1 protein-coding gene is annotated in these 306 nt (G+C 49.3%); it reads right to left on the reverse strand.

All coding sequences use genetic code 11. The features are described from left to right. Positions 1-306, reverse strand: a 306-nt coding sequence (locus FDX22_RS00360; protein WP_146716560.1) for a peptidase dimerization domain-containing protein, incomplete at both ends; no start/stop codon positions are given.

Raw genomic sequence — 306 nt, forward strand, 5'->3', positions numbered from 1 at the left:
AGTGATGGTGCGAATTTTGTCGATCAACTGCGCCATTTTGTACACCGCGTTAATTCCTGCCTGCGGGTTGGCGGAGTGGGCAGGTTTACCAAAGGTTTCAACCACAATTTCAGCACGACCACGCTGGCCGATTTTCAGATTCAGTTCAGAAGCTTCGCCAATAATGACGTAATCAGGCTGATAGCGCTCACTGACCAGACGAGCGGCAATGCCTTCAAAACACTCTTCATGAACAATACAGGCGACGTAAATTTTCCCGGCGAAATTACGCTGAGTATCCTGGCCGAAAAAACCTACGGCGGAGAT

Source organism: Citrobacter sp. TBCS-14, assembly GCF_005280805.1.
Classification (GTDB): domain Bacteria; phylum Pseudomonadota; class Gammaproteobacteria; order Enterobacterales; family Enterobacteriaceae; genus Citrobacter; species Citrobacter gillenii.